This is a genomic window from Acinetobacter boissieri (genome assembly GCF_900096955.1).
In the GTDB taxonomy this organism is placed as follows: domain Bacteria; phylum Pseudomonadota; class Gammaproteobacteria; order Pseudomonadales; family Moraxellaceae; genus Acinetobacter; species Acinetobacter boissieri.
In genome coordinates this window covers 44,909-67,748 of sequence record NZ_FMYL01000008.1, presented here as the reverse complement: position 1 = coordinate 67,748, position 22,840 = coordinate 44,909, and the positions used below count along the sequence as shown (strand labels likewise).

Genomic DNA, 22,840 nt, shown 5'->3' with positions numbered 1-22,840 from the left:
ACATTCACATTAGACTGAACAGAAGAGGTTTAATATGTTTAATTTTGTTCAGTTTCCATTTAAAAATGAGTCATTAAAGCTGGCTTTAGTCTATTTACATCGTTTTATGCCTATATTTTTAATTCTTGTTGTCTTTATTTTTGGGTATTTTTTACTGAAAAATCCGATCAGTGATCGTCAGTATACACAAGTACAACAGATTTCAGAACAAATGAAATATCGTCAAACAGAATCTATGGCAAAAGTGTTATTACAGCAAGACCATGTGACTACAAGAGATTACTTTCGTTTATTACATGCATATCATACAGAACAAAAAAGTATAAAAACTTACCCTGCGATACAGGTAAAAACACGTTAAAAGAGATACGTTACGTGTATGAAAGCATCAGTACGCAACATGGATATATGTTAAGATTATAATTTTTATAATGCACTGTTTTTCAAGGGACCAGCATGCAAGAGCAAAACAATGTGTCTAACAAGTTTCTAATTGATACAGAGATCGGTGATGACGATGTCACGTTACCTAGCTTACCTGTGGCCAATGTCCCGATTATAGAACAGCCTCTAGAACAACTTTCAGAGCCTAAACAACCAGAAGAAGAGAAATCGAAAGGTGGTTTTTTTGGTCGTATGAAAGAAGGCTTGACTAAAACTAGAAAGAATTTTACTGATGGTATGGTCAGTATTTTAATTGGTGGTAAAGAAATTGATGATGAGCTGCTTGAAGAAGTTGAAGAGCAATTATTGGTTGCAGATATTGGCATAGATGCCACTAAACGTATTATTACTAACCTGACAGAGCGCACAGCCCGTGGTGATCTGATTTACTCACACTCGTTGTATAAAGCATTACAAGAAGAGTTAGTGAGTTTACTTGAGCCGTGCGTTAAACCACTACAAATAGACACTTCAAAAAATCCGTATGTAATTTTAGTAGTTGGTGTGAATGGTGTAGGTAAAACAACAACCATTGGTAAACTGGCTAAAAAATTACAGGGTGAAGGGAAAAAAGTCATGCTTGCAGCTGGAGATACGTTCCGTGCTGCTGCGACAGAGCAATTACAGATTTGGGGTGAGCGCAATCAAATTCCTGTGGTTGCACAAGGGCATGGTTCAGATAGTGCATCTGTTATTTTTGATGCTTTTGAAAGTGCAAAAGCCAAAGGGATAGATGTTTTAATTGCAGATACAGCAGGCCGTTTACACAATAAAAGTAACTTGATGGAAGAACTCCGAAAAGTTAAACGTGTTATGCAAAAGGCAGATGCAACAGCCCCGCATGAAATTATGTTGGTGGTTGATGCAGGCACAGGGCAAAATGCGATTAACCAAGTAAAAGAGTTTGATCAAGTGGTTGGTTTAACAGGAATTACCATTACTAAACTTGATGGTACAGCCAAAGGTGGAGTCTTGTTTAATATTGCGAGTCGCACTCAAGTACCTATTCGCTTTATTGGCGTAGGCGAAAAGATTGATGATTTACGCCCATTTTCGGCTAAATCTTTTGTAGCAGCATTGTTTGAAACAGATAAGTAAAATGATTTAAATAAAAACACCCATGATTGGGTGTTTTTATGCCAGCTGTATGTTGCTCATTAAATGATTATCTAGAAAAAAATCGATGAGAGGGTTTAGGTTTTCAGGGTGTTCTAGACGGTGGTATCCTCCCCAATAAGTTTTTATAAACATAAATTGCTCTAATAGTGCTTTCGTTTCATGCATATTTAAAACTTCATCACCAAGTTCAATATAGGCCAATTGAGGTATGTCATGTTGAAGGTCGCTGTCTTGGATATCTGTATAATCATTTCTAAATCGTGGTTTTAAACTGGGATTGGCAATAATTGTGGGTATTTTAAAAAAATAAGACAGTTTAAGTGCCCAGTAGCCACCTATGCCGTGACCAATCAATAAGTTAGGTTGAATTTTGTCAATCGTATTGATATATAAGTCGAGTACAGTCTGAAAACTAAGATGACGGTAATCTACATCAATACAATACTTGTTCTCACAGGCAATCGCATCAAATTTTTTTGATGCTTTAGATGAATCTAAACCGTGTAAAAATAAAATTTTTGCACTTTGCGCGGGGTGTATTTTCATTATTATCTTTCTTTTAAATAGACCAATCAAACTGACTTAATCTATTGATCTTACCTTGCTTTAACGCGCTATCAACTTAGCAAATGGTCTAATAGGTGGTTATATCTAAGAGAATGTTTTGCATCTAATCTCAAGAAGAGATGAAAATTAAGTACGAATTCTGCTATGCTATCACCTTTATTTCTTTTGATATTTTATAGAGGCAGAGATGGCGCAACAACACGCTCAGTCGAGTTCTGAACCCACTATTTCCGAAAACGATTTAATTGCACAGCGTCATGCCAAGTTAAAACAGATTCAGGCACAAGCTAAAGAAAATGGCACAAGCCCTTGGCCAAATACGTTTAGACGTGAGCACTATGCAGGTGACTTGCAAGCGCAATTTGATGGGGTAGAAAAAGCAGACATTGAAGCCGCTGAACACGTGCATGTAAAAATTGCAGGTCGTGTCATGCTTAACCGTGGCTCTTTTATTGTATTACAAGACATGACAGGTCGTATTCAGCTTTATGTAGATCGTAAAGGGCTACCAAGCGAACAACTTGAGTCGATTAAATCATTAGATTTAGGTGATATTGTAGCGGCCAGTGGCTATATTGGTCGTTCAGGTAAAGGTGATTTATATGTGCATTTGCAAGCTTTTGAGTTGCTTACCAAGTCATTGCGTCCATTACCAGATAAATTTCATGGTTTAAATGATACTGAAGCAAAATATCGTAAGCGTTATTTAGACCTGATTGTAAATGAAGAAACACGTAAAACGTTTGAGATTCGTGCCAAAGTCGTGGCTGGTGTACGTCAGTATTTGGTTGATCAGCGTTTTATGGAAGTTGAAACACCAATGATGCATATTATTCCAGGCGGAGCATCTGCAAAACCTTTTGTTACGCATCATAATGCGCTAGACATGGATTTATTCTTGCGTATTGCACCTGAGCTATATTTAAAGCGTCTGGTAGTAGGTGGTTTTGAACGTGTGTTTGAAATTAACCGTAATTTCAGAAATGAGGGGGTTTCTACTCGTCATAATCCTGAATTTACCATGATTGAGTTTTATCAGGCTTATGCAGATTATAAAGATTTGATGACCCTGACTGAAAACATGCTTGAAAAATTAGCTGTAGATATTTTGGGTTCTACTGATGTGCCATATGCTGAAGAAGTCTTTAGCTTTAAAGGGCCATATAAAAAAATCTCTATGTTTGATGCAATTTTAGAGCATAACCCAAGCTTTACAGCACAAAATGTAGCAGACCGTGAATTTCTTGCACAGTTTATTCAAACTGAGCTGAAAGAGCAGGTAAAAGCAGGTTTTGGTTTAGGCAAGCTACAAACAATTGTGTTTGAAGAGACAGTAGAAACACAGTTACGTCAACCCACGTTTATTACCGAGTATCCTGCAGAAACTTCACCATTGGCTCGCCGTAATGACCATAATCCACACGTTACCGACCGTTTTGAATTCTTTATTGGTGGTCGTGAGCTGGCGAATGGTTTTAGCGAATTAAATGACCCAATTGATCAGGCTGAGCGTTTTCAAGCACAAGTTGCTGAAAAAGATGCGGGTGATGATGAAGCAATGCACTATGACGCTGACTTTGTTGAAGCACTAGAATATGGTTTACCGCCAACAGCAGGTCAGGGCATTGGTATTGACCGCTTAGTCATGTTGTTTGCAAATGCTGCAAGTATTAGAGATGTATTATTATTTCCTCACATGCGCCGTAAAGATGTTTAATCGGTAGCTAATAAAAAACCCTCAAATTTGAGGGTTTTTTTTAAATCATTTTAGTTAATCTGTTTTATTGGGTATGATGAGATTTTCATTAATCACTGAGAGGCGAGTCACTAATAGCTGATCAATTTTATAGTGGTCTACATCGACGACTTCAAATTTAAAGTGGTCGAATTCTACAAAATCCGCAGGGCGTGGTACTTTTCTCAGTTTATACATCATAAAACCAGCGACTGTTTCATAGTTTTCTTCGTCTGGTAATTCATCTAAATCTAAAGCATGCTTCATGTCTTCAATGGGTGTACTACCTTCAATCAGCCATGAATGATTATCTCGTTTAATAATCTGTTGAACTTCATCCATTGGGGTGACCCAGTCGCCCATAACAGTGCTCATAATATCATTTAAGCTAATGACCCCAACAACCCATGCATATTCATTAATTACAACAGCAAGGGTTTCTTTGCTGGCTCTAAATCGGTCAAGTAGCTCTGATAAAGTAAGTGTATCTGGTATAGTGAGTACACTACGAATAGTAGTTTCATTAAGTTGATTAAGTTTTTGATTATTTAAAATACGAACCAATAGGTCTTTTGCATCAACATAACCAATTGTTTGATCAATTGTTTCATTACAAACCAAAAACTTAGAAAAAGGATATGTAGCAAGTTTTTGGCGAATACTATCTTCTGGTTCATTGGGTGTAAAAAAAACAATATTTTCACGAGTGGTCATACTTGAAGGAACAGTACGTTCTTCTAGTTCAAATACATTTTCAATAAAATGTCGTTCTTGTTTCAGTAAAACACCTGCTTGAGCTCCAGCCTCCATGACTGCCGCAATATCATCAAACGTGACATTGTCTTCTCGTATAGTGTTCACTTTAAATAGTCTAAATAATAAGTTGCTGATGGCATTGATGACCCACGCCAGCGGTGTGCAAATTTTGACATAAATCAGGGTTGGGTTAATAACAGCTAAAGCAATTTTTTCAGGTGCAATCATAGCAAGCCGTTTTGGCATAAAGTCTGCAAATAAAATAAATGCCATAGTGACGACCAAAAAAGATAAGCCAAAAGCTGCTTTTTCAATCCATGCACCGACAAAAAACTGATAAAGAAAGTCTGCAAAAAAAGAGCGAAAAGCCGGTTCTGCAACAATACCACCTAAAATTGCAGCGGCATTTAAACCAATTTGAGACGCTGCAAAAAAATCTGCTGATTGTGCTTGTACATCGAGTACTTTTTGTGCACGTTCATCACCTGACTCAGCCAATATTTTTAGTTTTACTTTGCGGGCACCTGCTAAAGCAATTTCGGCAAGGGCAAGAAAGCCACCACCGATCATGAGTATGCCCATCACCATCATACTTTGAAAAAAAGTCACAATGCACCTATGTTTATAAATTTTGCATTATTTATGTTTTTTAACATAAAAAAGGGTTGCTGCATATCTTTGATTTTATCTAATCATTACTGTGAAGCATGTAAGACTGTATTCTGTTTATTAAGAAACTCTTTATTTTCCTCTTCAACCATTTGTCTTGCAACATATAAGATTAATTGGCGTAGCCAACGATGTGCAGGGTGGTGGTGAAGTAGTGGACACCATGCCATTTTAAGCTCTATTTCTGGAATATAAAAAGGAGGATCCTGAATCACAAGGTCGCTATTGTTATTTTGTAAATTTGCAATTCGTGTGGGTAATGTTGCAATCAGGTCAACATTTCGTGCCAAGAGTGCAGGCATTTGATAATGACGAGTAAAAATAGAAATCTTTCGTTTCTGTCCAATTCGTTCAAGGGATTGATCAATCCAACCTAGACCAGATTGTTTTTCTGGGTTGACACCAAATCCAATTCCCATACCTGTTTTAGAAACCCAAATATGATCTGCATCTAAATAGTTTTTTAAGTTGAGATTATTGACGTAAGGGTGTTTTGCATTCATTAAACATGAAAAACGGTCACGCCACACGAGAACCTGATGAAAGCTTTGTGGGATTTCATTAAAGCGGTTAATCGCAAGATCGACTTTACCTTGTTCCATATCTCTATAAGAGACATCGCTTGGTGTGAGAAAGTCTAAAACAACGTGCGGTGCTTCAGCACGTAAAGCTTTAATGAGTTTGGGAACTAACGTGGCTTCTGCATAGTCTGAAGTCATAATTCGAAATACACGATGACTACTATAAGGCTTAAAATCAGTACGAGGTTCTAAAATACTTGATAAGTCAGCCAAAGCACTGCGTATTCTAGGTTGTAGCTCAATGGCACGTTCGGTAGGGGTCATGCCCTCAGATGAGCGTATAAGCAGTGGATCGTTAAATAATGTTCTGAGCCTGCGTAAAATATTGCTCATGGCTGGCTGAGTCACACCAAGTTGTTCAGCAGCGCGAGTGACATTTTTTTCTCTGAGTAGTACATCAAGGTAGATAAGTAAATTTAAATCAACACGTTCAAGATTCATCAAATAAATACCTAAATTAACGCCATAACATATGTTTATATTATGCCATATTTTAACCATGCTGTATTGTCAATTTTATGAGCTAAATCAATGGCTCGTTGTTATTTTTAAGTGCACTCATATTTTCTTTATATTTGTGATTGTGTTCTTGGGGTTTTTCTGGGCCATGAATATATTTATTTATTTTAATATACTCTGATATAATACGCGGTCTTTTCATTGCCGATGTTTATATTATGCATTATCCAAAAGTTTACGATGTTATCGTGATTGGTGGTGGTCATGCGGGTACCGAAGCTGCACTTGCTGCTGCACGTATGGGACGTCAGACCTTACTTCTAACCCATAATATTGAAACTTTGGGGCAGATGAGCTGTAACCCTGCGATTGGTGGGATTGGTAAATCTCACTTAGTCAGAGAAATTGATGCGCTGGGCGGTGCAATGGCATTAGCAGCCGATAAAAGCGGTATACAATTTCGTATTTTAAACTCTAGAAAAGGTGCTGCAGTCCGTGCAACACGTGCTCAGGCAGACCGTATTTTATATAAAGCAGTCATTCGTGAAAAATTAGAAAATCAAGCAAATTTAGATATTTTTCAGCAAGCAGCTGATGATATTGTTGTCGAGGGCGATACGGTTAAAGGTGTTGTGACTCAAATGGGTGTTCGCTTTGACACCAAAACTGTGGTGTTGACTACAGGTACCTTTTTGGGTGGCGTGATTCATATTGGCTTGCAAAAATCGAGTGGGGGACGCGCAGGTGATCCACCGTCTATTGCGCTAGCCGACCGTTTAAGAGAGTTAAACTTGCCTGTTGGACGTCTAAAAACAGGTACACCACCACGTATTGATGCACGTTCAGTAGATTTCTCTGTAATGACTGCACAGCCAGGTGATTTTCCATCACCAACCATGTCATTTATGGGCAATGCTTCTATGCATCCAGAGCAAGTGAATTGTTATATTACCCATACCAATGAACAAACACATGACATTATTCGTCAAGGCTTAGATCGCTCTCCAATGTATACAGGGGTGATTGAAGGGGTTGGTCCACGCTATTGTCCATCCATTGAAGATAAAATTCATCGCTTTTCGGATAAAGATTCTCACCAAGTCTTTATCGAGCCTGAGGGTTTAACCACACATGAATTATATCCAAATGGGATTTCAACATCGTTGCCATTTGATGTGCAGTTTCAATTGGTTCGTTCAATACGTGGTATGGAAAATGCGCATATTCTACGCCCGGGCTACGCCATTGAGTATGATTACTTTAATCCTCAAGCACTAAAAATGACTTTAGAAACAAAAGCCATTCAAAACTTATATTTTGCAGGCCAGATTAACGGTACAACAGGTTACGAAGAAGCGGGTGCACAGGGCTTGCTTGCTGGTTTAAATGCAGCACGCCGTGCATGGGATCAAGAGCAATGGTCACCACAGCGAGACCAAGCTTATATGGGTGTTTTGGTAGATGACCTGATTACTTTAGGTACCAAAGAGCCATACCGAATGTTTACTTCTCGTGCAGAGTATCGTTTGATGTTGCGTGAAGACAATGCAGATCAACGTTTGACTAAAATTGGTCGTGAGCTTGGTTTGGTTGATGATGTACGTTGGTCGGCATATTGTGAAAAGATGGACGCTGTTGAGTCTGAAATGGCAAGATTAAAACACTTGTGGGCTGCACCGAACAACCCAATGGGTAAAAAGTTTGTAGAGATGACAGGTGCTGATTTAAGTAAAGAGTGTAGTGCGATTGACTTATTAAAACGTCCTAAAATCGATTTCTCTCATATTGCAGAGCTTACAGGTTCTACTGTTTCCACTCAAGTGGGTGAGCAAATTGAAATTGCTGTGAAATATGCGGGATATATAGACCGTCAGCAAGAAGATGTAGCTCAGTTAAAGCGTTTAGAGGAAACAAAAATTCCTGTGGATTTTGATTATGATGTAGTGTCTGGATTGTCTCGTGAAATTACGCAAAAGTTAAAAAATGTGCGTCCAGAAACTTTAGCACAGGCCAATCGTATACCTGGTGTTACACCTGCTGCAGTTCAGCTTATTATGATTACTGTACGTAAAAATCATTTCAAGCAAAAAAGTGCTTAATACAACATACCTTTAAATAAAAAAACTGCTCGTTATGAGCAGTTTTTTTTATTGCTCATATACTTCTTTGGCCACGTTTTCGGGTGAAATATGTGAAATACGTTGACCAAAACTTCTTAGCCACCATATGAGTTGCGACGTAAATGGCACAGTTGCAGTGACTTTCGTCAGTTGTTCATTGAGTATGCCAATATTTTGATCTTTGCTTAAAGGACTTTCATAAAACATTTGCGCAATGTTGTGGTCCATATGCAGTTCTAATCGTACATTTTGTGTTGGTTGGTTAAAATCAACCCTGAAGCCTAATGCACCTGATTCTATATATTCGTCAATATTAAAGTTTGCTGGGTGTAGCGCACGCGCTTCTAGCACTTTGGTGGATGAAAAACGATGGAGTGCAAAAGTCTGTATATCTGAACGATCATGGCGAGTGCAAATAAGGTAAATAACAGCGCCTTTTTGTACTAAAGCCAATGGATTTAGAATATAGGTTTTATCTTGAGCTGGATTAGTACGACTACGGTAAACACATTCAATTTGTTTATCTTGTAGTAAACCTTCATAAATTGCTTGTTGGGCTTTTTTGTCTACAATAGGTGGAATAAGTGGTTGAGTTGCGGGGACAATTCTTACGCGGTTAATCCATTGGCGAGCATTGTTTTGCTCAGATAAACTGCGCCGTGCTAAATCAAACCAAGGGTTCATTTCTTCAATTAGGCTAGGGGGTAACAGGTGTTTGAGATGATCTTCTACCATCATAAACGTGACTGCTTGTGAACTTGTCATGTGAGGTAGGCTTTGAATGGGTGCATCATCACGCCAGCGCCAGCCTTGAGGAATTTCTTTGTTTCTTTCTATGGGAAAGCGTTCAGACAGTTGGTTTAGATCACGTTGTATTGTACGCATACTGACATCAACACCGTCTCTTTCTAGTATCGTTTGCAGTTGTCTTGTACCGGTCCACTTTCCAGTATTGAGATGCGATAGTATTTGCCATTGGCGGTATAAGCTATTTGATGTTTCTTTTTCTGATGTATACATATGAAATAAGTAGATATGACCATGTTGTTCTTTTCAAATAATCATACCTTAGTTTAAGGTCATAGGGCTATATACAATATCAATTTTCTCTGAAGATTATTCATCATCATCAAATTGGTTGTAATATTCTGGAGATAAATTACCAAAACGGGTGTACTGTCCTTCAAAAGAGAGTCGTACAGTACCAATAGGGCCATTACGTTGTTTACCAATAACAATTTCTGCAGTGCCTGCTTCTTTGGATTCTTTGTTGTAGACTTCATCACGGTAAATAAACATAATTAAGTCAGCATCTTGTTCAATCGCTCCAGATTCGCGTAAGTCTGACATGACTGGACGTTTATTGGGTCTATTTTCTAGGCTTCGGTTAAGCTGAGACAATGCGATGACTGGGCAATTCATCTCTTTAGCCAGTGCTTTTAAGCTTCTTGATATTTCTGAGATTTCATTTACACGATTATCGCCCATACCCGGGACTTTCATTAGCTGCAAGTAGTCGACCATAATGCAGCCAATTTTCCCATCATGCTGTTTTGCAATACGTCTGGCACGTGATCTGAGTTCTGTGGGGGGGAGTGCAGATGAATCATCAATATAAAGTAGTTTTTCTTGTAGCTGTAGTATGCTTGCAGTTACTTTTGACCATTCATCATCATCTAGTTTACCTGCGCGTAAATGCCCTTGGTGTACTTTCCCAATTGATGAGATCATACGCATGGCAATAGAGTCAGCTGGCATTTCCATAGAAAAGACCAGTGCTGGTAAATTACTATTAAAGAGCACGCTTTCAATAAGGTTCATTGCAAACGTTGTTTTACCCATAGATGGTCTGGCAGCAACAATTATAAGATCACCTGCTTGCATACCAGAGGTCTTATTGTCTAATTCAATAAATCCAGTAGACAACCCTGTAATGCTTCCTTCGAGTTGAGAGAGCTCATCTAGTTTGTTAAATACGCTTGATACAACTGCTGTAATTGGCTTTGGACCTTCTGCCTTTTTATTATTGTTATGTTGTTCTGTGATTGAAAAAATATTACTTTCAGCAATATCTAAGATATCACTGACACTGCGACCTTTGGTGTCATACGCATTAATTAGAATTTCATTACCTGCTTTAATCATATGTCGTAAGGTTGCAAACTCTTTAATTTTTTGTGCATATGTTTCTAGATTATAGAAACTTGATGGGGAGTCTGACATCAGTTGCATTAAATAGTTTTCGCCACCAACACTTTCAATGAGTTTTTGGTTGGTTAACCAATCATGTACCAGCACTGCATCATAAGGGGAGTTGAGCTGTGCAAGTTTCTCAATCGCTCTAAAAATATATTTATGTCGTGTAGCGTAGAAGTCATTTTCTTCTAAAATATCACTGACTTGTTCAAAAGACTCTGCAACAGTCATGAGTGCTGTGAGTACAGCTTGTTCTATAGATAAATTATGTGGCGGTGTGCGAAGCTCTTTAATTTGACTATTTGTTGTTTTCTCTGAGCCATTATTGGTGGTGTGTGTTGAATTTTGCGTATTCGCCTGAGACATAAAGAAACCTTGTGCTGACAGATCGTTAGAATAAAAGGCAAATGAAAATGCGGATTAAAAGTATAAATTTTTACAACATTAAAAACTAGCATTTGAACTGGTTTTTACAGATTAAAAAAAAGAGCATGCAGATGCATGCTCTTTTTTATATTGAAAACTTACTCAGAAACAATAGTTACGAGTACGTCTGCAGTTACATCATGATGTAATTGAATAGCAATATTGAATTCACCAGTATGACGAAGTGCGCCATTTGGTAAACGTACTTCCGCACGGTCAACATTTAAACCAGCACTTGTTAATGCATCAGCAATATCACGTGTACCGATTGAGCCGAAGAGTTTACCTTCATCACCAGCTTTCGCTGTAATTACGATATTTACTTCGTCTAATTGGTCAGCACGTGCTTGAGCAGCTGCAAGTACTTCAGATTCTTGCTTTTCAAGTTCAGCACGACGTGCTTCAAAAGCAGCAGTATTTGCTTCAGTTGCAGCAACTGCTTGACCTTGAGGAATTAGGTAGTTACGGCCATAACCAGCTTTCACTGAAATTTTATCGCCTAGTTTACCAAGGTTTTTAATACGTTGTAATAAGATAACGTCCACAGCTCACCTCACTTATGGTTGTCAGTGTACGGAATCAAAGCCAAGAAACGAGCTTGTTTAATTGCAAGTGCAAGTTGGCGTTGATAGCGTGCTTTTGTACCAGTGATACGGCTAGGAACAATCTTGCCGTTTTCAGTGATATACTGCTTTAGAGTATCGATATCTTTATAGTCGATGTATGCAACTTTCTCTGCTGTGAAGCGACAGAACTTGCGACGACGGTAAAAACGTGCCATGTGTGTTCTCCTTATGCTTCAGCAGAGTCTTGAGTTGAGTGTTGTGCTTCTTCACGCTGAGCTTTACGCGCGCGTTTTTCTTCAGCACTCTTTGCAAGTAAAGATTCTTCTGTAATTGCAGTATCACGACGAATCACAACATTACGAATGATTGCATCGTTGTAACGGAATAATTCGTTTAATTCATCAAGCGTTACTTGACCACATTCAACATTCATTAAAATGTAGTGTGCTTTATGAATTTTATTGATTGGGTATGCCAATTGGCGACGGCCCCAATCTTCTAAACGATGAATTTGACCTTCAGCTTCTTTAATGTGAGAGATATAGCGTTCCACCATACCTACCACTTGATCGCTTTGATCCGGATGTACCAGAAGTACGATTTCGTAGTGACGCATTGTCAGCTCCTTACGGATTATACAGCTTCTAAGTTCTAATTTATTAGAAGCAAGGAGGCATACTCTTGAGTATGTCGCTTAAGCGAAGCGAGATAGTAAAGGAGTTTAAGTGATTTTTCAAGTGCTATGATCGCAAATGCATAAAAATAGAGTGCTGAGTCACTCTATTTTTCGATTGCTTTAAAACAAAGGCAGTTGGGGGGCAGGAGATTGATAGCTAAAACTTAAACTAATACTTAGTGCTGTAATTAAAATTACAGAATAAAGAAAGTAACGTTTTGCCCATAGTTGATCATCTGCTGCTTTAAAACCAATGATTGATAAGTAGATCCAATAGGCACATAGTGCATTGAATGTAATTAAGAAAAATATATTTGTGTATTTAAAGCAATACAGTCCATTGAGTACAGCTGTAAATAAAAGTACGTAAATAAAGCTTTCTATTTTTGTACGTTTTATCGAGCGTGCTACGGGAAGTATAGGTATATTGGCACTTTTGTAATCATTAAAGCGGTAAATTGCAATTCCCCAAGAGTGTGGCATTTGCCACAAACCATATGCAAGAAAAACAAGAAGTGCTGCAATATCAAATGAGTGTGACACAGCAGTATACCCAACAACAGGTGGGCAAGCCCCTGAAACACTACCAATGATGGTTTGGTGTATTGATGTACGTTTGGACCACAGACTATAGAAAAATACGTAAACAACAAAGCCAAGTACAGCTGCACCAAATGCATATAGGTTTGTAAATACCCATAACAAGCTTAAGCCACATATACCCAAAATAAAGGCATAAATAAGCGCAGCAGCTGGTGAAATGCTTTTTGTGACAAGTGCACGGTTTTGTGTGCGTTGCATTTTATGATCAATATCTTGATCGATAAAGTTATTGATAACACAGCCCGATGCCACAACTAAACTTGTGCCAATGAGCGTGACTAAGAGGAGAAGGATATCTATATTTCCTTGAGCGGCTAAGAAGAAGCCACCCAAGGTAGTAACAAAGTTACCAAAGATAATCCCTGGTTTGGTCAGGACTATATATTTTTTCAGCATGATGACCAGTTTAGATCATCATGTTGTAGTGAAGGTAGTTCATTACCCATACTGAACCGATTAGCAAAATTGCAATCGTTAAGATGGTATAAATAAAAGCAATTACATTCCAGCGTTGTTCTTCTGACGAATTCATATGTAAGAAGAATATTAACTGAACTAGAATTTGAATAATTGCTGTGATCCCTACAACAGAAAGCAAAAGCGTTCTGCTAAAACCACCCGACATGACCATACCAAAAGGTAAGATCGTTAAGATGATTGATAGAATAAAGCCAATAGTGTATTGCTTCATACTGCCGTGAGATGCACCAGACGCGTGATTATCATGACTCATGAGATAGCTCCCATTAAGTAAACAACACTAAATACACAGATCCAAACAATATCTAGGAAGTGCCAGAAAAGACTTAAACAAGCTAAACGACGTGTGTTTGGCAAGGTTAAACCATTTTTCTTAATCTGCAGCATTAGAATAATCATCCAGACAATACCAGATGTTACGTGAATACCATGAGTACCCACAAGCGTAAAGAATGCAGATAAGAAAGCACTATGCGTTGGTCCATGCCCAGCTTCTACAAGGTGATGAAATTCGTAAAGTTCCATCCCAATAAATGCCATACCAAATAAGCATGTGATCATTAACCACGTCAAAACACCTTTTACATTGTTTTTGTAACGTGCAAGCACGGCAAAACCAAATGTAACTGATGAGATGAGTAGGGCAAATGTTTCAACCAATACAAAGCTGAGAGATTCACTGAATAACTCGTGTGGCGTTGGCGTTCCAGCTGGAATATGTGATTGTAAAACCACGTAAGCGATAAACATTGTACCAAAAAGTACAAGGTCGCTCATCAAGTAAGTCCAGAAACCAAATACAGTAATATCTGTATCGTCATGATGATGTTCATCATGCGCATTGTTTCCGTGATGAAGTACTTCAGCCATGTCTTAGTCCTTCTTCAAGTGTTTTTCTAAAACGGCAAAGCGTTCATTTTCTATACGCTCAACTTCAGCAGCAGGAACATAATAGTCAACTTTCTTGGTATTACTACTGTTAATTAACGTAATAATGGTTGATACGAAAGAAACAATTACAAGCCACCAAATATGCCAGATTAGTGCAAAACCTAAAATAGTGATTAATATTGCCATAATAAAGCCGGCAGAGCGGTTTGTAGGCATATGAATATCTTCATATTTTACAGGTCTATTATAGGCAACACCATCTTCTTTATCTAACCAGAAGCGATCGATGTGTTCGCCTTGTGGAAGATGTGCAAAGTTATAAAAAGGTGCTGGTGATGAGGTTGACCATTCAAATGTACGCCCATCATGCCATGCATCACCTGTGTAATCCATGTTGTCATTACGTTGTAAGTAACCAACAATGATTTGCATGATGAAACAAGCAATACCTAGAGCAACAAGTACTGCACCAATCATTGCAACTTGAAGATACGGTGTCCATTCAGGGTTATCATAGGTGCTTAGACGGCGTGTCATTCCCATAAAACCAAGAATATAGAGCGGCATAAATGCAAAGTAGAAACCAGTGAACCAGAACCAAAACGATGCTTTGCCCCATGCTTCATTAAGTTTCCAGCCAAACATTTTTGGCCACCAAAATATAATACCTGCAAATAATCCAAATACTACACCACCAATAATTACGTTATGGAAGTGAGCAATTAAGAATAATGAGTTATGTACTAAGAAGTCTGCTGGTGGTAATGCCATCAGAACACCTGTTAGACCACCAATACCAAAAGTGACTAAGAAGCCTAAAGTCCATAGCATTGGCGATGTAAAGGTAATACGACCTTTATACATCGTAAATAACCATGAGAAGATTTTAACCCCTGTTGGGATTGCAATCACCATAGTCATAATACCAAAGAATGCATTGACGTTTGCACCTGCACCCATGGTAAAGAAGTGGTGTAACCAAACAATTAAAGACAGTACAGCAATTGCAAGTGTTGCATAGACCATCGTTTTATAGCCAAACAATGCTTTACGTGCAAAAGTAGGAACAATTTCAGAGTACACACCAAATACAGGTAATATGAGAATATATACTTCTGGGTGTCCCCATGTCCAAATCAAGTTCACATAAAGCATTGGACTACCGCCAAGCTCATTAGTGAAGAAATGGAAGTCAAAGTAACGGTCAAGTGTGAGCATTGCCACAGTTGCAGTAAGTACAGGGAATGTTGCAACAATCAGTACACATGTACATAGTGCAGTCCATGTGAAAATTGGCATATCCATGAGTTTCATGCCAGGTGCGCGCATTTTTATAATTGTTACAAGGAAGTTAACCCCTGTAAGTAGCGTACCTATACCTGAAATTTGAATTGACCAAATCCAATAGTCGACCCCCACACCCGGTGAGTATTGAATACCTGATAGTGGCGGATAAGCAAGCCAACCTGTTGCACCGAATTCACCTAAAACAAGTGAAGCCATGATAAGGCCTGCAGAACCTGCAAATACCCAAAAACTAAATTGGTTTAGAATTGGGAAAGCAACGTCACGCGCACCAACTTGTAGTGGTACAACAATATTCATTAAGCCAACAACTAGCCCCATTGCCACGAAGAAGATCATGATCACACCGTGTGCAGTGAAAATCTGATCATAGTGGTCTGGGTGTAAGTAGCCTGTGCCACCACTGCCTGCAAGGAATAGTTGTAAGCGCATCATAAACGCATCTGCAAAGCCACGTAGTAACATGACAACAGATACAATGATGTACATAATACCAATTTTTTTATGGTCTACAGATGTCGCCCACTCTCTCCACAGGTATCCCCATTTTTTAAAGTAGGTAATTCCTGCAAGTAAAGCTATAGCACCGAGTGCCATAATGATTGCGGTAACAATTACAATGGGTTCTTTTGGAATGGCACCCCATCCAATTTTACCTAGTAGCATCTCCATGTTTTATTCTCCTGCAGAGGCTGCATGTTGCATATTTGCTTGAGAAGAACCTTGAGCACCATGATAGTTACTCATATATTTATTAATAACTTTCTTAAATAAATCTGGTTCAACTGAAGAATAGTATGTCACAGGATATGGTTTCGTAGGGTAAGGGCCCATACGTTCAGCTTCTTCGGCAATTTCTTTTTGTTTAGGTGTTCTTGCATCCATTAACATAGCTTCGATTTGGTGGTGAGAACGTTCACCATCGCGTAGCGATTGTAAGGTTGCAAAATCTAAAGTACCTTTTTGTTCAGCTGAAGTATTGTTTTCGTTACCTTTACCGGCTTGAATGTCACTTACCCATTTTTTAAAGTCGGCTTCAGTTAAGCTATGTGCTTTAAAATGCATTTGTGAGAAACCAAAACCATTATAATTTGACGCAAAACCACGGAATATGCCCACTTCATTTGCAAGAACGTGTAGGTGGGTCTGCATACCTGCCATTGCATAGATTTGACCTGCTAACTGTGGAATGAAGAAAGACGTCATTGTAAAGTCAGAGGTAATATGGAAGTGTACCGGAGTTTGCTCAGGGATACGAAGTTCGTTCACCGTAGCAATTTTTTGCTCTGGATAAACAAATACCCATTTAAATGGCTCTGCGATCACTTGTACATCTACAGGTTTCTTATCAGATTCTGCATCAAGTGGTTTATATGGATCGTATTGGTGAGAACCCCACCATGCCATCCACGCCAATATAGCGATAATAATAATAGGAACGCCCCATACAACGATTTCAATCGCAGTTGAGTGTGCCCATGTTGGTTTATAGTCTGCATCTTTATTTGACGCGCGATATTTCCAACCAAACCAAAGAGCCATAATAATTGATGGAATAACCACCAATAGCATAAGGTAAATTGCAGTCATCATTAAGCCACTTTGGCCTGCTGCAACTGGACCTTTTGAGTTTAGAAGTACTAAATCACCACCACACCCACTGAGAAGTGCAGAAATCACAGATAAAGACAATACAGCTAATATTGTTTGTCTCATTTTACAACCTCGGTGAAGAGAGCCCATGTATATGGATTATAACTATGGGATAGCGATTACAGTGACGGTAACTTTATCATTAAGTATTTAAAGTTTATTACACCGCTACTTTATAGGGCATTATGCCTCATATTAATAAACTACGCTACATTTAGAGGCTTGAAAATTAGCAGTTTTAAATCCAACAGTTTAGGTTGGATTTAAACTAAGTGTATGTATATATGTATATATAGTAGTGAGCTAATGTTTTTTTTAGTTTTTTTATAGGGTGGTTTCTTTGTTTATTTTTTGTTCATTTTTATCACTTTGGTTTTTGCTATACGGTCATGCAAGGTTTGTCTATTCTTACCAAGTCCGAAAGCGTAGTCAATAATACTCATTAATGGGATAGAAATAATGTTAAATATAATAAAAAACACACTACGTATCAGAAAGATACGAGTAAGGGGCACTTTGGCTTCATTTATTTGGTCAACAATTTTAATTTTTGTGATGAGCTTTCCAATACTTTGACCATATTTATTGAGTAAGAATGCTTGAATAGTCAACATAATAACAATATAAATTAGCATAGCAAACCAAGCTTGGTTTGGTATTAGTTGCATAATTTGATCTTGAGCTGCCTTGCTAAAGTTACCATTGAGCGTTTCTATTTTCTTGAGACTTTCAGTACTAAGAAAAAAATAAGGAATGGTCGCGGTCACAAACCAAAACGTTAAATCTATAACTTTAGCAAGTGCACGAGATGAAATACTCGCCAGTTCAGATGCTGTGCTTTGGGTTGATTGTTGTTTTTGAGCGGGTTGTGTATAGCTGTATTGGTAGCCTTCAGGTTGGTACTGTGATTGCCCACGGGTAAGTTCTCCGAGAGCTTTCCATTCAGTCATACCTTGGTGCCATGCTAAATCAGTGAGTAAAATTTGCTGATCTTGCAGCATTTGATTAATTTGCTCTAGGGAGTATGGTCCAGCTTGCTGACTATTTCGAGCCAAATAAATTTGCATAAAACTATAATCTCATTAAAAAAGACCCTTGAAAGGGTCTTTTTTAACACGTTTTTAAGATAACTTAAAGTGATTTACTGTCTTGCTTTGCAAGGAAGAACCACGTATCTAACACTGAGTCTGGGTTAAGTGACACAGATTCAATGCCTTGTTCCATAAGCCAATAAGCAAGATCTGGGTGGTCTGATGGACCTTGACCACAAATACCCACATATTTTCCAGCTTTTTTACAGGCTTTAATGGCCATAGAGAGCAATACTTTAACAGCAGCATCTCGTTCATCAAATAATTGTGAAACAATGCCTGAGTCGCGGTCTAGGCCTAACGTCAGCTGTGTTAAGTCGTTTGAACCGATAGAGAAACCATCGAAATGTTCTAAAAACTGATCTGCAAGTAAAGCATTGGTTGGTAGTTCACACATCATAATGACTTTAAGACCATTTTCGCCACGATGTAAGCCATTTTCAGCTAGAAGTTCAATTACTCGTTTTGCTTCATTGACTGTACGTACAAACGGAATCATGATTTGAATATTAGTCAAACCCATTTCGTCACGTGCTTTTTTTAGTGCACGACATTCGAGTTCGAAACAATCACGGAAATTTTCAGAAACGTAACGGCTTGCACCACGGAAGCCAAGCATTGGGTTTTCTTCTTCAGGTTCATAGAGTTTACCGCCAATCAGGTTAGCATACTCATTTGATTTGAAGTCAGACATACGTACAATAACTGGTTTGTCATGAAAAGCCGATGCCAGTGTTGCGATTCCTTCTACAAGTTTTTCAACATAGAAGTCTACTGCCGAGCCATAGCCTGCAATACGCGTAGAGATCGTTGATTTAAGCTCTCTAGGTAAGCTTTCTAGGTTAAGTAGCGCTTTTGGATGCACACCAATCATGCGGTTAATAATAAACTCTAAACGCGCTAGACCAATACCGGCATTTGGAATTTGAGCAAAGTCAAACGCGCGGTCTGGGTTACCCACGTTCATCATTACTTTAAATGGCAGTGGTGGCATTGAATCAATGGTATTGCGTTGAATTTCAAAATTCAGTTGGCCTTCGTAAATGAAGCCAGTATCACCCTCAGCACAAGAAACAGTTACATCTTGGTCTTCGCTTAGAAGTTCTGTTGCATTACCACAACCTACGATTGCGGGCACACCAAGTTCACGGGCAATAATTGCTGCGTGACAGGTACGGCCACCACGGTTAGTAATAATCGCAGAAGCGCGTTTCATGACAGGTTCCCAGTCTGGGTCGGTCATGTCTGAAACGAGTACATCACCGTTTTGTACTTTATCCATTTCATCAATAGATGTGACAATGCGAACTTTACCAGCACCAATACGTTGACCAATTGAACGGCCTTCTGCAAGTACAGCGCCTTTTTCTTTAAGAAGATAGCGCTCCATCGTACTGACATTTTGACGGCTTTTAACGGTTTCTGGACGTGCTTGAACAATATATAAACGGCCATCATCGCCATCTTTCGCCCACTCGATGTCCATTGGTGCACCGTAGTGTTGTTCGATAATCATGGCTTGCTTAGCAAGCTCATGTAATTCTTCATCTGTTAGAGAGAATTGTTGGCGTTGAGGCTTTTCAACTTCAACAATAGATACAGATTTACCCGCAGATGCTTCTTCACCGTAGATCATTTTTTGGTGTTTTGAACCTAAGTTACGGCGTACCACAGCATGTTTTTTTGCTGTAAGTAATGGCTTAGAAAGGTAAAATTCGTCTGGGTTGACTGCACCTTGTACAACCATTTCACCTAAACCATAAGATGAGGTAATAAATACCACATCACGGAAGCCTGATTCTGTATCTAGGGTGAACATGACACCCGCTGCACCTGTTTCAGAGCGCACCATGCGTTGAATGCCCGCTGATAATGCGACAAGCTTATGATCAAACCCTTGATGAACACGGTATGAAATCGCACGGTCATTAAACAGTGATGCAAACACTTCTTTAATGGCAATCAGTACATTGTCTATGCCACGAATGTTCAGGAAAGTTTCTTGCTGTCCTGCAAAAGAGGCATCAGGTAAGTCTTCAGCAGTTGCAGATGAACGCACTGCCACAGCAATGTCTGCATTACCGCTTGCAAGCGTACTAAATGCTTCTCGAACGCTTTTTTCAAGTGCTTCTGTCAGTGGGGTTTCAATAATCCATTGGCGGATTTTTGCACCTGTTTGAGTCAGTGCTTGAATATCATCAACGTCTAGTGTGTCTAGAGCTGCTTGAATTTTTGAGTTAAGGCCACTTTGCTCAAGAAACTCACGATATGCTGCTGCCGTGGTTGCAAAACCACCCGGCACAGATACACCTGCAGTAGAAAGATGACTAATCATTTCCCCCAAAGATGAGTTTTTCCCACCCACGAGTTCAACATCATGCTTTCCTAATTTTTCTAGACCAATTACGTGCGATTCCAAAGTAGCTTCTCCACTTTTTCAGTATATTATTTGTTCGCTAGTATCTCATAGAGTAAAGTTTTTTGGCTTTTTGACTTCAAGCCATACATACTTATATCAGATGGGGCTTACTATAAAGAATATAGCCGACTATGACAAATATTTGAGGAGTTTTTCATGCCCGAAAGTCAACAAATTGAAAGAAGTGTGTTTTTTATTTCTGATGGGACGGCAATTACTGCTGAAACTTTAGGCCATTCGTTGTTGGCTCAGTTTCCAAACGTAAAATTTAATGTACATATTATTCCTTATATTTCATCTGAAGAAGATGCTTTAAAAGTCGTGCAGGAAATCAATGCGTGTCAGCAAGTAGAAGGGGAGTTGCCACTGGTCTTTGATACGTTGGTTAATCCACATGTGAGGGAAATTATTAATACAGCCAATGCAGTAAACTTAGATGTTTTTGAAGGCATGATTAGTAAACTTGAGCAAGAGTTAAAAACAGCACCGACCAGTTTAATTGGGCAGACACATGCTGTGATTGACTCTGAGTATTATAAGGCACGCATTGATGCGGTACATTTTGCTTTAGACAATGATGATGGTGCACGTACTCGACATTACGATAAAGCAGATATTATTTTAATTGGTGTATCTCGCTCAGGAAAAACGCCAACAGCAATCTATTTGTCATTACAGTTTGGCATACGGGTAGCAAACTATCCACTCACAGAAGAAGATCTCGATGACAATCGTTTGCCTAAAGTATTACGTGAGCATAAAGCTAAATTGTTTGGTTTAATGATAGATGCAGACCGTTTAGTCGCGATTCGTACTGAACGTAAAGCGGGAAGTCGTTATGCCAGTTATAGCCAGTGTCAAATGGAGCTCCGGGCTATTGAGGGGATTTATATTTCTGAAGGAATTCCATTTTTAAATGTATCTGAAATGTCAATTGAAGAGATTTCGACACGTGTTTTACAAATCACTGGTTTAAAACGCCGTATTAGTTAACTCGAGTTGTGCTTAAGGAAAAGGATTTATTTTTATGAAGCACAAATATGATGTTGAAGCTAATAAATGCTTTTATGAGATGTAAGTCTTCGAGATAGGATAATTTCACTAGTACAGTTTATTATTTGAGATGAAGGTGTTTTTACTCTAAACGTTGGTTGACTGCAAGATCACTGTTATAAGGTAGGCGTTATGTTTTAAACATTTAACGCCTATTTTTTATGTAATAGTATGGTCTAGATAAGCAACGGCATTGTGTGAGTGTAGACTTTCATAGTGTGTCACTTTAACCTGCCATTTGCTGTAACTTTGATTTAAGGTATGCCCAATTCGCCGTGCTGCATCTTCAACAAACATTAAGTTTTGTCCATTATGTTGTGCAAATGCTTGTTCATCTGCACGTTTGACTGCAGTTTGAGTGGCTGTTTGTAACGTATGTTCAATACTTTCAATCATTTGATAGAAATTCAAATCTGTGCTTTGACGAATTGTAATAGCTGCTGTGCTACGCTGACTGTGTGGCGTTGCAAGGCTACCGTGTTGAGTAATCCAGTTGACAACGTCTGATTTGTTGATCTGATTAGACGTTTCAAAATCATGAGTGAATTGATCTGTGATGATTTGACGAGAGAGTGCTGCTGAACAAGGGCAAGTTGATGAATACTCTATCTCAACAGTATAGTCTAAGTTGAATTGGGTTGATGTTAACTGGGCCTCTACCATAACAGGATAATATTTCCAGCCACTAATTTCTGGTGTTTTTAATGCATACTGTTGTATAGGTAATTTAAAGTGCAGTATTAATCGGGCTTGGTTTGTGTTGTCATTTTGATGTGTGGTGATGATCTGCTCTAGTTGTTCTTTAATGGTACTCGCTGTAATGTTTTTTAGTTGTTGGAGCTGTAAAAATATTCTAGACATGTGAATACCTTTAACATTTTCTTTAGGTACATTGATGTGAATATCTGCATGGCTCAAAATAGGTTGATTGTTAAATAGTAATGGTAAGGCAATTTTTTCCATACCCACCCAATTGAGTGGGCTGAAATGTTGTGGTAGGTGTTGTGTTGATATATCTGGGAGTGGCATAA

21 protein-coding genes are annotated in these 22,840 nt (G+C 38.7%); 5 read left to right on the top strand and 16 right to left on the bottom strand.

What is annotated here, in order from left to right; translation table 11 throughout:
- The first annotated feature begins 34 nt into the window (after positions 1-34).
- Both BLS38_RS09275 and ftsY read left to right on the top strand, forming a co-directional pair.
- Positions 35-361 carry a hypothetical protein gene (locus BLS38_RS09275; RefSeq protein ID WP_092748891.1) on the top strand — a complete coding sequence of 109 codons (327 nt, stop codon included), beginning with the start codon at positions 35-37 and terminating at the stop codon, positions 359-361.
- Between the two features lie 95 nt (positions 362-456).
- Positions 457-1,542: a signal recognition particle-docking protein FtsY gene (gene ftsY, locus BLS38_RS09270; protein WP_092748889.1), complete on the top strand. Its 1,086-nt coding sequence runs from the start codon at positions 457-459 to the stop codon at positions 1,540-1,542.
- 36 nt (positions 1,543-1,578) lie between these two features.
- On the opposite strand, the gene BLS38_RS09265 is transcribed toward ftsY, so the two are convergent.
- Entirely contained in the window at positions 1,579-2,109 is a 531-nt protein-coding gene (locus BLS38_RS09265) for a YqiA/YcfP family alpha/beta fold hydrolase (RefSeq protein WP_092748887.1), read from the bottom strand.
- A 208-nt stretch (positions 2,110-2,317) separates the two neighbouring features.
- Here BLS38_RS09265 and lysS point away from each other — a divergent pair, with 208 nt between their 5' ends.
- A complete protein-coding gene (gene lysS, locus BLS38_RS09260; protein ID WP_092748885.1) occupies positions 2,318-3,847 on the top strand; it encodes a lysine--tRNA ligase in 1,530 nt (509 codons plus the stop codon).
- A gap of 54 nt (positions 3,848-3,901) precedes the next feature.
- Here lysS and paeA read toward each other — a convergent pair whose 3' ends face one another.
- Both paeA and BLS38_RS09250 read right to left on the bottom strand, forming a co-directional pair.
- On the bottom strand, positions 3,902-5,230 hold the full coding sequence (gene paeA / locus BLS38_RS09255; RefSeq protein WP_092748883.1) for a polyamine export protein PaeA: 1,329 nt from the start codon (positions 5,228-5,230) through the stop codon (positions 3,902-3,904).
- A gap of 86 nt (positions 5,231-5,316) precedes the next feature.
- Positions 5,317-6,312: a LysR family transcriptional regulator gene (locus BLS38_RS09250; RefSeq protein WP_092748881.1), complete on the bottom strand. Its 996-nt coding sequence runs from the start codon at positions 6,310-6,312 to the stop codon at positions 5,317-5,319.
- Between the two features lie 236 nt (positions 6,313-6,548).
- On the opposite strand from BLS38_RS09250, the gene mnmG reads away from it, so the two are divergent.
- Positions 6,549-8,429 (top strand): tRNA uridine-5-carboxymethylaminomethyl(34) synthesis enzyme MnmG, encoded by a 1,881-nt coding sequence (gene mnmG / locus BLS38_RS09245; protein ID WP_092748879.1) that lies wholly within the window; start codon positions 6,549-6,551, stop codon positions 8,427-8,429.
- 48 nt (positions 8,430-8,477) lie between these two features.
- Here the strand turns inward: mnmG and BLS38_RS09240 are convergent, their stop codons facing one another.
- The 12 genes from BLS38_RS09240 to ppsA all read right to left on the bottom strand — a co-directional run bounded on the left by BLS38_RS09240 (position 8,478) and on the right by ppsA (position 20,756).
- A complete protein-coding gene (locus tag BLS38_RS09240; RefSeq protein ID WP_092748877.1) occupies positions 8,478-9,470 on the bottom strand; it encodes a helix-turn-helix transcriptional regulator in 993 nt (330 codons plus the stop codon).
- A 96-nt stretch (positions 9,471-9,566) separates the two neighbouring features.
- Positions 9,567-11,012: a replicative DNA helicase gene (dnaB, locus tag BLS38_RS09235; RefSeq protein WP_092748875.1), complete on the bottom strand. Its 1,446-nt coding sequence runs from the start codon at positions 11,010-11,012 to the stop codon at positions 9,567-9,569.
- Positions 11,013-11,170: 158 nt separating this feature from the next.
- Positions 11,171-11,617, bottom strand: coding sequence for a 50S ribosomal protein L9 (gene rplI / locus BLS38_RS09230; protein ID WP_092748873.1), 447 nt, complete (start codon positions 11,615-11,617; stop codon positions 11,171-11,173).
- Between the two features lie 8 nt (positions 11,618-11,625).
- Entirely contained in the window at positions 11,626-11,853 is a 228-nt protein-coding gene (gene rpsR, locus BLS38_RS09225; protein ID WP_092748871.1) for a 30S ribosomal protein S18, read from the bottom strand.
- Between the two features lie 11 nt (positions 11,854-11,864).
- Positions 11,865-12,254 (bottom strand): 30S ribosomal protein S6, encoded by a 390-nt coding sequence (gene rpsF / locus BLS38_RS09220; protein WP_092748869.1) that lies wholly within the window; start codon positions 12,252-12,254, stop codon positions 11,865-11,867.
- Positions 12,255-12,434: 180 nt separating this feature from the next.
- A complete protein-coding gene (gene cyoE / locus BLS38_RS09215; protein ID WP_092748868.1) occupies positions 12,435-13,313 on the bottom strand; it encodes a heme o synthase in 879 nt (292 codons plus the stop codon).
- A gap of 10 nt (positions 13,314-13,323) precedes the next feature.
- The gene (locus BLS38_RS09210) at positions 13,324-13,650 is read right to left on the bottom strand and encodes a cytochrome o ubiquinol oxidase subunit IV (RefSeq protein WP_092748866.1); all 327 of its coding nucleotides are present in this window, start codon (positions 13,648-13,650) and stop codon (positions 13,324-13,326) included.
- Entirely contained in the window at positions 13,647-14,267 is a 621-nt protein-coding gene (gene cyoC / locus BLS38_RS09205) for a cytochrome o ubiquinol oxidase subunit III (RefSeq protein WP_092748864.1), read from the bottom strand. The genes BLS38_RS09210 and cyoC overlap by 4 nt, the downstream gene beginning before the upstream one ends.
- Before the next feature lie 3 nt (positions 14,268-14,270).
- Positions 14,271-16,265: a cytochrome o ubiquinol oxidase subunit I gene (gene cyoB, locus BLS38_RS09200; protein ID WP_092748862.1), complete on the bottom strand. Its 1,995-nt coding sequence runs from the start codon at positions 16,263-16,265 to the stop codon at positions 14,271-14,273.
- A gap of 3 nt (positions 16,266-16,268) precedes the next feature.
- Positions 16,269-17,309, bottom strand: a complete 1,041-nt coding sequence (cyoA, locus tag BLS38_RS09195; RefSeq protein WP_092748860.1) for a ubiquinol oxidase subunit II — start codon at positions 17,307-17,309, stop codon at positions 16,269-16,271.
- 281 nt (positions 17,310-17,590) lie between these two features.
- Positions 17,591-18,313 (bottom strand): RDD family protein, encoded by a 723-nt coding sequence (locus BLS38_RS09190; protein ID WP_092748858.1) that lies wholly within the window; start codon positions 18,311-18,313, stop codon positions 17,591-17,593.
- Between the two features lie 64 nt (positions 18,314-18,377).
- Entirely contained in the window at positions 18,378-20,756 is a 2,379-nt protein-coding gene (gene ppsA, locus BLS38_RS09185) for a phosphoenolpyruvate synthase (protein ID WP_092748856.1), read from the bottom strand.
- Between the two features lie 156 nt (positions 20,757-20,912).
- Between ppsA and ppsR the strand changes: the two genes are divergently transcribed.
- The gene (gene ppsR, locus BLS38_RS09180; RefSeq protein WP_092748854.1) at positions 20,913-21,749 is read left to right on the top strand and encodes a posphoenolpyruvate synthetase regulatory kinase/phosphorylase PpsR; all 837 of its coding nucleotides are present in this window, start codon (positions 20,913-20,915) and stop codon (positions 21,747-21,749) included.
- 219 nt (positions 21,750-21,968) lie between these two features.
- Here ppsR and folE2 read toward each other — a convergent pair whose 3' ends face one another.
- A complete protein-coding gene (gene folE2 / locus BLS38_RS09175; RefSeq protein WP_092748852.1) occupies positions 21,969-22,838 on the bottom strand; it encodes a GTP cyclohydrolase FolE2 in 870 nt (289 codons plus the stop codon).
- Positions 22,839-22,840 lie beyond the last annotated feature (2 nt).

Excerpts from the sequence above, each read along its gene's own strand:
- BLS38_RS09275 (WP_092748891.1), top strand. The coding sequence starts at position 35 with ATGTTTAATTTTGTTCAGTTTCCATTTAAAAATGAGTCATTAAAGCTG.
- ftsY (WP_092748889.1), top strand. The coding sequence starts at position 457 with ATGCAAGAGCAAAACAATGTGTCTAACAAGTTTCTAATTGATACAGAG.
- BLS38_RS09265 (WP_092748887.1), bottom strand. The coding sequence starts at position 2,109 with ATGAAAATACACCCCGCGCAAAGTGCAAAAATTTTATTTTTACACGGT.
- lysS (WP_092748885.1), top strand. The coding sequence starts at position 2,318 with ATGGCGCAACAACACGCTCAGTCGAGTTCTGAACCCACTATTTCCGAA.
- BLS38_RS09250 (WP_092748881.1), bottom strand. The coding sequence starts at position 6,312 with ATGAATCTTGAACGTGTTGATTTAAATTTACTTATCTACCTTGATGTA.
- mnmG (WP_092748879.1), top strand. The coding sequence starts at position 6,549 with ATGCATTATCCAAAAGTTTACGATGTTATCGTGATTGGTGGTGGTCAT.
- BLS38_RS09240 (WP_092748877.1), bottom strand. The coding sequence starts at position 9,470 with ATGTATACATCAGAAAAAGAAACATCAAATAGCTTATACCGCCAATGG.
- dnaB (WP_092748875.1), bottom strand. The coding sequence starts at position 11,012 with ATGTCTCAGGCGAATACGCAAAATTCAACACACACCACCAATAATGGC.
- rpsR (WP_092748871.1), bottom strand. The coding sequence starts at position 11,853 with ATGGCACGTTTTTACCGTCGTCGCAAGTTCTGTCGCTTCACAGCAGAG.
- rpsF (WP_092748869.1), bottom strand. The coding sequence starts at position 12,254 with ATGCGTCACTACGAAATCGTACTTCTGGTACATCCGGATCAAAGCGAT.
- cyoE (WP_092748868.1), bottom strand. The coding sequence starts at position 13,313 with ATGCTGAAAAAATATATAGTCCTGACCAAACCAGGGATTATCTTTGGT.
- BLS38_RS09210 (WP_092748866.1), bottom strand. The coding sequence starts at position 13,650 with ATGAGTCATGATAATCACGCGTCTGGTGCATCTCACGGCAGTATGAAG.
- cyoC (WP_092748864.1), bottom strand. The coding sequence starts at position 14,267 with ATGGCTGAAGTACTTCATCACGGAAACAATGCGCATGATGAACATCAT.
- cyoB (WP_092748862.1), bottom strand. The coding sequence starts at position 16,265 with ATGGAGATGCTACTAGGTAAAATTGGATGGGGTGCCATTCCAAAAGAA.
- cyoA (WP_092748860.1), bottom strand. The coding sequence starts at position 17,309 with ATGAGACAAACAATATTAGCTGTATTGTCTTTATCTGTGATTTCTGCA.
- BLS38_RS09190 (WP_092748858.1), bottom strand. The coding sequence starts at position 18,313 with ATGCAAATTTATTTGGCTCGAAATAGTCAGCAAGCTGGACCATACTCC.
- ppsR (WP_092748854.1), top strand. The coding sequence starts at position 20,913 with ATGCCCGAAAGTCAACAAATTGAAAGAAGTGTGTTTTTTATTTCTGAT.
- folE2 (WP_092748852.1), bottom strand. The coding sequence starts at position 22,838 with ATGCCACTCCCAGATATATCAACACAACACCTACCACAACATTTCAGC.